We start from the raw sequence: 9501 nt of genomic DNA, 5'->3' as shown, positions 1-9501 counted from the left end.
ACCGTCTTTGGTATATCGCCGATGGGCTGCGGCTGGGCCTCTCGATCGATGAAATTTATCAGGCGACCCGGATCGATCCGTGGTTCCTGCATCAGGTCCGGGACATCGTGGCGATGGAGGAGACCCTCGCCAACGATTTGGCCGTGGCCCACATCCATCACGATCTCCCGCCGCCAAACACGCCGGAGTTGATCTGGCAGGCCAAGCAGGCCGGTTTTTCGGATCCGCATCTCGCTTCTCTCATCGGCGTGGAGGAGGATGAGTTCCGACAGATCCGGAAAGATTTCGGCGTGACTCCCGTCTACCATCGCGTCGACACCTGCGGGGCCGAGTTCGTGGCGCAGACCCCCTACCTCTATTCGACCTATGAGTCCGAGTGCGAGTCGCGACCGACGCAGCGGAAGAAGATCATGATCCTGGGCGGGGGACCGAACCGGATCGGACAAGGGATCGAGTTTGATTATTGCTGCGTCCACGGGGCGCTGGCCGCCAAGGAAGCGGGATTTGAAACCATCATGGTCAATTGCAATCCGGAGACGGTCAGCACCGATTACGACATCTCGGACCGGCTTTATTTCGAACCCCTGACCAAGGAAGACGTCCTGAACATCGTCGATACGGAACAGCCGGACGGGGTGGTGGTCCAGTTCGGGGGGCAGACGCCGTTGAAACTGGCGGTGCCGCTGGAGGCGGCCGGCGTCCGGATTCTCGGGACCTCTCCGGATTCGATTGATCTGGCCGAAGATCGGGAGCGGTTCAGGACCTTCCTGGAGAGGTTGAGGCTCCGGCAGCCCCAAAGCGGAACGGCCCGTTCGCCGGACGAGGCGAAGAAGATCGCCCGGGAGATCGGCTACCCCGTGATGGTCCGGCCCTCGTACGTGCTCGGCGGCCGCGCGATGGAGACCGTTTACGACGAGAAGAGCCTTCAGGATTACATCACCTCAGCCGTCAAGGCGTCTCCAAAGCATCCGGTCCTGATCGACAAATATCTGGAAGATGCCATCGAAGTGGACGTGGACGCCATATCGGACGGCACGGATGTCGTCATCGGCGGGGTCATGGAGCATATCGAAGAGGCCGGCGTCCATTCAGGCGATTCGGCCTGTTCGCTTCCGCCCTATTCGCTGGATGCCCAAATCGTTCAGCAGATCCGCGAGCAGACCCATGTCCTGTCGCGCGAACTGCGCGTCGTCGGACTGATGAATGTTCAATTCGCCGTCAAAGACGGGACGGTGTATGTCCTGGAGGTCAATCCCCGGGCTTCCCGGACCGTGCCGTTCGTGAGCAAGGCGATCGGAATCCCCCTGGCCAAGGTGGCGATGAAGGTGATGTGCGGCCAGGCGCTGAAGGATCTGGGCTTGACTCGGGAGCTCCCAATTCCTTATATTGCGGTGAAGGAAGCCGTCTTTCCCTTCAATAAATTTCCCGGCGTCGACACGATCCTGGGCCCGGAGATGAAATCCACCGGCGAGGTGATGGGGATCGATTCCGACTTCGGCTCGGCTTTCGCCAAGTCCCAGGCGGCGGCGGGGGCGATGCTTCCCTTGTCCGGGAGGGTCTTCATCAGCGTCAAGGACAAGGACAAGCCGGCCGTCGTGTCCGTGGCCCGGCGGCTCAGCGATTTCGGGTTCACGATCGTCGCGACGGGCGGAACTGCGGACCGCCTGCAGCAGAACGGCATCCCCTCGGAACGCGTCAACAAGGTGAAGGAAGGCCGGCCGCACATCGTGGACCGTCTCAAAAACAAGGAGATCGCTTGGATGATCAACACCGTCGGCGATAAAGCCTCTCAGGCCGATTCCTACTCGATCCGGCGAACCGCCCTGACCTATTCGGTCCCGTACTTCACCACCATGGCCGAGGCGAAGGCCGCCGTGCGGGGCATCGAGTCGGTCTTAAAGCAGAAGTTTCGGATCCAGCCGCTTCAGGTTTACCATCGGGAAATTCAATCCGGATAAGGAAGGACCATGCGCGTTCCGATTACGAAAAAAGGGTTTGAGCAGCTCCGGGACGAATTGGATCGATTGAAAAAGGTGGAGCGGCCGAAGGTGATCCACGCCATCGCCGAGGCCCGGGCCCACGGGGATCTGAGCGAGAACGCCGAATATCATGCGGCCAAAGAGCGGCAGTCGTTTGTCGAAGGACGCATCAAGGAATTGGAAACGAAGATGGCCAACGCCGAGATCATCGAGACCGGTCGGCTGACGGCCGACAAGGTCGTATTCGGGGCCACGGTGGTTCTCCTGGACGGAGACGGTAAAACCAAAAAGAAATACATGCTCGTGGGCCAGGACGAATCCGACCTCAAGAACGGCAAGATCTCGGTCACCTCCCCGGTCGGGAAGGCGCTCATCGGGCACAAGGTCGGGGACGAGGTCACGATCACGACGCCGGCCAAGACCGTCACGTACGAAATCCTGGGAATCGCTATTGAGTAGGGGCGGGTTTGAAACCCGCCCCTACAACAAAACCATCCAATGAATCCATCCTTTCGCAAAGCCCTGGCCCGGGAATTCCATCCCGCCTATGACATCGACCGCTCCTACGAATGGAATTACCGGAACGGGCCGTGTTTCCGGGGCCCCTACCCCCCGGCCCGAAAAGAACCTCCGAAAATTCCCTTTCTGGGTTTCAGGCTCCGTTCCCGACTGGGCGTGGCGGCGGGACCCCTGCTCAACTCGCGGTGGATCCGGGTTTATGCTAAGTTGGGGTTCGACATCCTGTCCTACAAGACGGTTCGAACCCGTTGGCGGCCGAGCAATCCAAAGCCCAATTGTGTCCTGGTGGATACCCGCGGGCCATTGACGGACGACCGTCTGGGTGAAAACCTTCATGTGATGTCCCAGCCGCCGGCCGGGATCCGGGACATCAGCATTACGAATTCCTTCGGGGTGCCCTCCCGGAATCCCTCCGTCTGGCAGGAGGACGTCGAGCGGGCGAAGGGTTATCTTGATAAAGGTCAGGTCCTGGTCGTCAGCACGATGGGCAGCTCTGAATATTATCCGGAGGCCCCTTCTTTTATCCAGGACTTTGCCCGCTCCGCGGCGCTCGCCCGGGAGGCCGGCGCGGACGTTGTTGAGCTGGACCTGTCCTGTCCCAACAGCAACGCCGCCGAAGGAATGGTTTATCTGGACCCCGAGCTTTCCAGCGCGATCTCAAAGTCCGCACAGGCCGAGTTGGGCGATGTGCCTCTGTTCATCAAGCTCGGCAATTTCTGGGATCGGGAGCGGTTCGAAGCGGTTATCAAGGCCAACGCCCATCATGTCGACGGCATCGTCGGGATCAACACGGTGAAGATGACCGTCCTGGAGGAGAACGGGAAGCCGGCCATTCCGGGACGCCCGCAGAGCGGCGTATGCGGCGCGGGGATTAAAGCAAGCGCCCTTCAATTCGTCCATTGGCTTTGCGAGACGCGGAAGAAAAACCGCTACGACTTTGCGATGATCGGTGTGGGTGGGATCATGAAGCCGTCGGATATCGATGAATTCCTCGATACTGGAATCGACGCGGTGGAGGTTGCCACGGCCGCGATGTGGGATCCGTATCTGGCCTATCGATATTATTTGACGCGTCACGGTTCGCCGTGATCGTCACCCTTCTCACCGATTTCGGCAGCCGCGACTCGTTCGTCGCGCAGATAAAGGGCGTCATCCTGGGCTTGCAATCCAAGGCTGCCATCGTGGACATCACCCACGAGATTCCGCCGTTCGGGATTCGGGATGCCGCCTTTGTGCTTCAAACGGCCTATCGTCGCTTTCCGAAGGATACGATCCATGTCGTGGTGGTGGACCCGGGTGTCGGGGGAAAACGGAGGCCGCTGCTCGTCGTAAACCGGCTGGGCCGTTTCCTGGCGCCCGACAACGGCGTTCTGAGCTACATCTACCACGACCATCCGTCATCCGAGGTCTATCAACTAACGGCCGAAAAATACCGCCTCAAGTCCTACAGCGCGACCTTCGACGGCCGTGATCTTTTCGCGCCCGTTGCCGCGAGGCTTTCGAAAGGTCTGGCACCTTCCAGGCTGGGAAAGAAGATCACGGATTTTGTGAGTTTTCCCGTTCCGGATCCAAAGCCTCGGGCGGACGGAAGTCTGCAAGGGCAGGTGGTCCATATCGACCGATTCGGAAATCTGATCACGAACTTAATGCGCCAGGATCTCACCCCTTGGATTTCGGATGGAAAAACGGCCGTGATCACGGTCAAGGGGAAAACGGTTGAGGGGATTAAGCTGTTCTATTCCGAGGCGGCCTCCGGGGAGCTCGCCGCCGTGATCAACAGCGACGATCGTCTCGAGATCTTTTGCGATCAGGGGAACGCACGGTCCATTCTCAATGCCGAGTTTGATGAACCGGTTGTCGTGCAATAGGAGGCAACCCTGACTATCCCGCCCTTGCTCTTTTCAAACATTTTTAGTATGCTTTGGCCGGCCTGTCGATGTCAGCCGCAGAATCATTAATCCAACGGAGTCGAATTCAAGATGAAAACGAGATCGAAAGTGGGGGGGCGTGAGCTACGGAGAGAACAGGGTCTTCAACGGTCGGGCTCGTTAAAAGAGGAGTACGTGCATGACACGTATAAATCGCGTGGCAAGCTGCCGGAGCCGACGGTTTGCCCCCAATGCGGTGCGGTCTATCGTAAGGGGAAATGGAGCTGGGCGCCCCGTCCGGCGCGTGCGCACCCAACGATCTGTCCGGCCTGTCGCCGGATTGCGGACAAATATCCGGCCGGCATCCTTCGCCTGAGCGGTCCCTCCGTCCGTAGACGCCGCAACGAGCTGTTGGGCGTGATCCATCACCAGGAGGCGGAAGCGAAGCGAAATCATCCGCTCTGCCGTGTGATGGGTATTTCGGAATCGGGCGACGGAATCGTGGTGAGGACGACCGACAACCATCTCCCGCGACGGATCGGCGAGGCGCTCTGGCACGCCTACCACGGCGAGCTCAAGCTCCATTATGGCGACGATCCAAGATTGATTCGGATGACCTGGAAGGGCTGACGCGGCGGCCCGTTATTTCCAAACAATAAAACGATTCTCGGATTATATAAAACCCAGCGCGCATCGGGTCGGGACGGGATTAATATCGGTTTTATTAACCACCGCCGTTCGGGGCGGGTTCGTGCCGGGTCTGCCATTCGCGGATTTTTTCCCGGATCTCCGGAATCGCATTTTCGGCGGCTGCAATCCCGGCCCGCATGAGCGACTCTTTCATTGAGAAATCCATCGTCTTGACCGATCCGACGTCGGGTTCGATCAGGACGTCCGCGTCCCGCATCTTGAACACCGAATTCTCGTTGGCCATGATGTTCACGGCCTGAAGCGTGATGTCGATGATGTTGGTGAGATTGTTATTCACCACGTCCTTCCCAATGTTCACGGCGATTACCAAGTCGGCCCCCATCGTTCTCGCCACGTCCACGGGCACGTTGTCCACAACGCCCCCGTCCACCAGGGTCATATCAAGATACTGGACGGGCGTGAAAACGCCCGGAATGGAGCTGCTGGCCCTCACGGCCCTGGCGATCGAGCCCCGCTTCAGCACCACCGGTTCCCCCGTGTTCAAATTGGTCGCCACGGCGGCGAAGGGGATGGGAAGGTCTTCGATTTTATCGCGGGAGACTCTATCTTTTACAAATTGCTCCAAGCGGTCCCCCTTGACCGGGCCGGTCGTCGAGGCGAAGACCGAAAAATCAAGGAGATCCTCCTTTTCGAGCTTGAACGCGATCATTTCCAGGTCGAAGCTGTTGCCTTTGTCGGCATAGAGAGCCCCGATAAGGCTTCCGACGCTCGTTCCGACGATGATATGGATGGGGATTTTCTCCTGCTCCAGTACCCGGATCACACCCACGTGGGCGAAGCCGCGGGCGGCTCCCCCTCCAAGGACGAGGGCCACTTTCGGCATCGGGAGAGAGGTCTCTTCCAAGTTCGGAGGGCGGAATATCGTGCACCCCGCGATAACCAAAATAAGAGAAACCGCCGCGGTGATCGATCCGATGGGTCCTTTCACAGGAGAACCTCAAGCGGTGGGTTTTGTATTTGCGCCGATTTATTGCGGGACATCATAACACTGTAAATTTGAGGCGATGTAAAAAATATAACCGAAGGGGCCCGTTTTGACAATACCATCGGGCTCGATCGCTCCTTCCATTGACAGCCGGATTCGGCTGAGATAAAGTATTTCCTGCCATGACCGCAAAGCGACTTTACATCAAGACCTTCGGATGCCAGATGAATGTTCACGATTCGGAACGGATTTCCGGCCTGCTCCGGAACGAAGGCTACCGGCTCACCGAAAAACCGGAAGAGGCCGATATGATCATCGTGAACACCTGCAGCATCCGGGAAAAATCCGAGCAGAAGGGCTACAGCGACTTGGGCCGCTTTGCGATGCTCAAACGCGACAAGCCGGAGCTGATCCTCGGAATGGCCGGATGCGTGGCCCAGCAGGAGGGCGAGAAGGTTCTGACGCGGTTCAAGGGACTCGATCTGGTATTCGGATCTTCCAACATTTCGAATGTCCCGCAGATGGTCGAGAGGATTACACTCCAGTCGCAGCCGGTCGTGATGGTCCAGGAGCCGCCCGGACCTCCCCGAACGACGCCGGCGGATCGAAAGGATCGCGTGCGGGCCTGGGTCTCGATCATGGAGGGCTGCGACCGCCATTGCGCCTTCTGCGTCGTACCGAAAACCCGCGGAAGGGAACGGAGTCGTCCGAGCGCCGAGATCGTGCAAGAGGTGAGGCATTTGGCCGGGGCCGGTTATAAAGAGGTCACCCTTCTGGGGCAGACCGTCAATTCGTACGGCAAGAACCTGGATGAAGGTGTGGACTTTGCCGATCTGTTGACGATGCTCAACGCGGTGGATGGAATTGAACGGATTCGATTCGAATCTCCGCATCCCTGCGACATGACCCCAAAACTGATCGGGGCCATGGCCGGGCTGTCCAAGGTCTGCGAATACCTGCACCTTCCGCTTCAATCGGGGTCGGACGGAGTTCTGGAAAAAATGGGCCGAGGCTATACGTTGGATCAATACCGTCAAATCATCGAACGGATGCGACGGTTCGTTCCCGATATGGCCTTTTCAACGGACATCATAGTCGGTTTTCCCGGCGAGACGGAGGACGACTTTCAGAAAACGCTGGATGCGGTGGCCGAATTTGAATTTGACAACGTTTTTTATTTCAACTATTCGCGTCGGCCGAACACGCCGGCCGTCCGTTTCGAGAAACAGGTTCCCAAAGAGGTACAAGAGGGACGATTCCACCGGCTCTCGATTCTGGAAAAGGGCCTCGCCCGGAAAAAGAACCAGGCCTTGATCGGCCGCGTTCAGGAAATTCTCATCGAGGGTCGGAGCAAACGGGATCTCGCCAAATTCACGGGCCGGACTCGCTCCAACAAGCTGGTTCACTTTGACGGCGCCGATGATGAAATCGGCCGCCTCCTGAATGTTCGGATCGCCACGGCCGGGTCGACCTGCCTGGAAGGAATGCGTCCTTAGAATGGTTCCGAGGCCGAAATGAACAACGCCAAAGCGTTCTGGCCTCCGAGCCGGGAGTTCGTCCGGTACTGGCTGCCGGTCATTGCCTATGCGGCGCTGATCCTTATCCTCTCGTCGATCCCCATTCGGATCCGCCGCATACCGTTTCGAAATTACGACAAAGTGTTTCATTTTTTCGAGTATGGGGTCTACGCCTGGCTTTTGTATCGCGCGTTCAAAGGTACGACGTCCCTCTCTTCACGTGGCCGGATCGCGATCGCGACGGTACTGATCTGCACGGTCTTTGGAATGATTGATGAACTGTATCAGTTCCACACCCCTTACCGTACCCCCGATATTTATGATCTGGCTGCGGACGTTTCCGGGGCCTTTGCGGCCATGATCCTCGCTGTTTTTATTCAGGACGTATTTCCACGATCATGAAGATCGCTTTTCACACCTTGGGCTGCAAGGTCAACCAGTTCGACACCGCCGTAATGGAGGAACTCGCGCGGCGGGCCGATCATCATATCGTGCCGTTCGAGCAATCCGCCGATGTTTATGTTGTCAACACCTGTTCCGTGACGGCCAACGCCGATCAGGAATCCCGCCGACTCGTTCGGCAGATCCGGCGCAGGAATCCGGGTTCCAGAATCATTATGACCGGCTGTTATGCCCAGACGCACCCGGAGGAGCTTTCAAGGATTCAGGGAGTGGATCTGATCCTGGGCAACCGCGAGAAACAGGACCTGCCGGGCTATCTTGGAGGCTGTGATCGATCCGAAGGCCCCATTTTGAGTGTCGGCCGACCGATCCCGGGCGGTCCCTTGGTTCAGCCCCTCCTTCGCGAGTTCAGAGGGCATACGAGATTCTTCCTGAAAATTCAGGACGGCTGCGATTATCGATGTTCCTTCTGCCTCATCCCGCGGGCGCGCGGACCGGGGAGAAGCCTTTTGCCCGAGCACGTGATCGAGCAGACAGCCGCCCTTGTCGATGAGGGATGCCGGGAACTGGTCTTGACCGGTGTCAATCTGGGAACCTACGGACGGGATTTTATCCCGAAACAAAGCCTGGCCGGGCTGCTTCGTCTCCTCCTGGAACGGACGCGTATCTCAAGAATCCGTCTGAGCTCCCTGGAGCCCAAGACGGTCACGCCCGAATTGATCGAGGTCGTAGAATCGTCGCCCCGCATCTGCCGGCATTTCCATATTCCGCTTCAAAGCGGGGACAACCGCATTCTAAAAATGATGAACCGGCATTATTCAAGAAATTATTACCGGCGGCTCATTCTGTCTCTGTCGGGGCGCTTTTCCGATGCGGCCATCGGGACGGACGTCATGGTCGGTTTTCCCGGAGAAGGCGAGACGGAGTATGGGAATACGTATCGGCTGCTTGAGGAACTGCCGGTCAGTTATTTTCATGTCTTCCCGTTTTCGTCGCGACCCCAAACCGCGGCGGCCGGGATGACGGCGGGCGTTTCCGGGGAGGAAAAAAGGGCGCGGGCGGATGAGCTGCGAAAGTTGTCGCTCGAAAAGGGCCGACAATTTTCAATTTCCCACATCGACAAAGACCTCGAGGTCCTGATCGAAAAAGAGCGCGACCCCGAGACGGGGCTTCTGAAAGGGATTTCGGGCAACTATATCAAAGTACTGCTTTCAGGGCCGGATGGCGTGATGAACCGGCTACGGTCGGCTCGAATTGTCGCCGTCGACGGGAACCGGGTGATGGCCCGCCTATTTTAATGTATCGAAAAAAAACTAAAGAAACTTGTTGACAGGATTCATTCCTTGTGTTATAAATTCTATTCTCCTCAAGAGCGGACTTCAAGTTTGCCGACGGGGTTGACAGAAATTCCTGATGACTTTCATCGGTCGTCATTACATGGGTCTTTGAAAACTAAATAGTGTGTGCCGTTTGTAGAATGGGTTCAGTCTCAAACCTGTAGTAGAGTTTTAATCGAGAGTTTGATCCTGGCTCAGAACGAACGCTGGCGGCGCGCCTAACACATGCAAGTCGCACGAGAA

Annotated in this window: 9 protein-coding genes and 1 rRNA gene; 9 read left to right on the top strand and 1 reads right to left on the bottom strand. The window is 57.8% G+C overall.

Going from position 1 to position 9501, the window contains the following annotated elements:
- From carB to VMN77_10360, 5 genes are all read left to right on the top strand, one after another.
- The coding region (gene carB, locus VMN77_10380; protein ID HTN44187.1) for a carbamoyl-phosphate synthase large subunit at positions 1-1958 on the top strand (1958 nt) is incomplete at its 5' end.
- Between the two features lie 9 nt (positions 1959-1967).
- Positions 1968-2438, top strand: a complete 471-nt coding sequence (gene greA / locus VMN77_10375) for a transcription elongation factor GreA (GenBank protein ID HTN44186.1) — start codon at positions 1968-1970, stop codon at positions 2436-2438.
- Positions 2439-2477: 39 nt separating this feature from the next.
- Entirely contained in the window at positions 2478-3587 is a 1110-nt protein-coding gene (locus VMN77_10370; protein HTN44185.1) for a dihydroorotate dehydrogenase, read from the top strand.
- Complete coding sequence (locus tag VMN77_10365) at positions 3584-4366, top strand: SAM-dependent chlorinase/fluorinase (protein ID HTN44184.1); 783 nt, start codon at positions 3584-3586, stop codon at positions 4364-4366. The genes VMN77_10370 and VMN77_10365 overlap by 4 nt, the downstream gene beginning before the upstream one ends.
- A 111-nt stretch (positions 4367-4477) precedes the next feature.
- Entirely contained in the window at positions 4478-4996 is a 519-nt protein-coding gene (locus VMN77_10360; GenBank protein ID HTN44183.1) for a BCAM0308 family protein, read from the top strand.
- A 94-nt stretch (positions 4997-5090) separates the two neighbouring features.
- On the opposite strand, the gene VMN77_10355 is transcribed toward VMN77_10360, so the two are convergent.
- Positions 5091-5900 (bottom strand): patatin-like phospholipase family protein, encoded by an 810-nt coding sequence (locus tag VMN77_10355; GenBank protein HTN44182.1) that lies wholly within the window; start codon positions 5898-5900, stop codon positions 5091-5093.
- 284 nt (positions 5901-6184) lie between these two features.
- Between VMN77_10355 and miaB the strand changes: the two genes are divergently transcribed.
- The 4 genes from miaB to VMN77_10335 form a co-directional block, all read left to right on the top strand.
- The gene (gene miaB / locus VMN77_10350; GenBank protein HTN44181.1) at positions 6185-7498 is read left to right on the top strand and encodes a tRNA (N6-isopentenyl adenosine(37)-C2)-methylthiotransferase MiaB; all 1314 of its coding nucleotides are present in this window, start codon (positions 6185-6187) and stop codon (positions 7496-7498) included.
- A gap of 18 nt (positions 7499-7516) precedes the next feature.
- Complete coding sequence (locus tag VMN77_10345; GenBank protein ID HTN44180.1) at positions 7517-7921, top strand: VanZ family protein; 405 nt, start codon at positions 7517-7519, stop codon at positions 7919-7921.
- On the top strand, positions 7918-9219 hold the full coding sequence (gene mtaB / locus VMN77_10340) for a tRNA (N(6)-L-threonylcarbamoyladenosine(37)-C(2))-methylthiotransferase MtaB (protein HTN44179.1): 1302 nt from the start codon (positions 7918-7920) through the stop codon (positions 9217-9219). Before VMN77_10345 ends, mtaB begins: the two co-directional genes overlap by 4 nt.
- Before the next feature lie 210 nt (positions 9220-9429).
- Positions 9430-9501, top strand: a 16S ribosomal RNA gene (locus VMN77_10335); the annotation flags it as partial.

The sequence above is a fragment of the Nitrospiria bacterium genome (genome assembly GCA_035498035.1).
GTDB lineage: Bacteria > Nitrospirota > Nitrospiria > JACQBZ01 > JACQBZ01 > JACQBZ01.
The sequence above is the reverse complement of the archived record's forward strand: the minus strand, read 5'-3'. Positions and strand labels throughout refer to the sequence as shown.

Coding starts and splice junctions, on each gene's coding strand:
- greA (HTN44186.1), top strand. CDS start 1,968: ATGCGCGTTCCGATTACGAAAAAAGGGTTTGAGCAGCTCCGGGACGAA.
- VMN77_10370 (HTN44185.1), top strand. CDS start 2,478: ATGAATCCATCCTTTCGCAAAGCCCTGGCCCGGGAATTCCATCCCGCC.
- VMN77_10360 (HTN44183.1), top strand. CDS start 4,478: ATGAAAACGAGATCGAAAGTGGGGGGGCGTGAGCTACGGAGAGAACAG.
- VMN77_10355 (HTN44182.1), bottom strand. CDS start 5,900: ATGCCGAAAGTGGCCCTCGTCCTTGGAGGGGGAGCCGCCCGCGGCTTC.
- miaB (HTN44181.1), top strand. CDS start 6,185: ATGACCGCAAAGCGACTTTACATCAAGACCTTCGGATGCCAGATGAAT.
- VMN77_10345 (HTN44180.1), top strand. CDS start 7,517: ATGAACAACGCCAAAGCGTTCTGGCCTCCGAGCCGGGAGTTCGTCCGG.
- mtaB (HTN44179.1), top strand. CDS start 7,918: ATGAAGATCGCTTTTCACACCTTGGGCTGCAAGGTCAACCAGTTCGAC.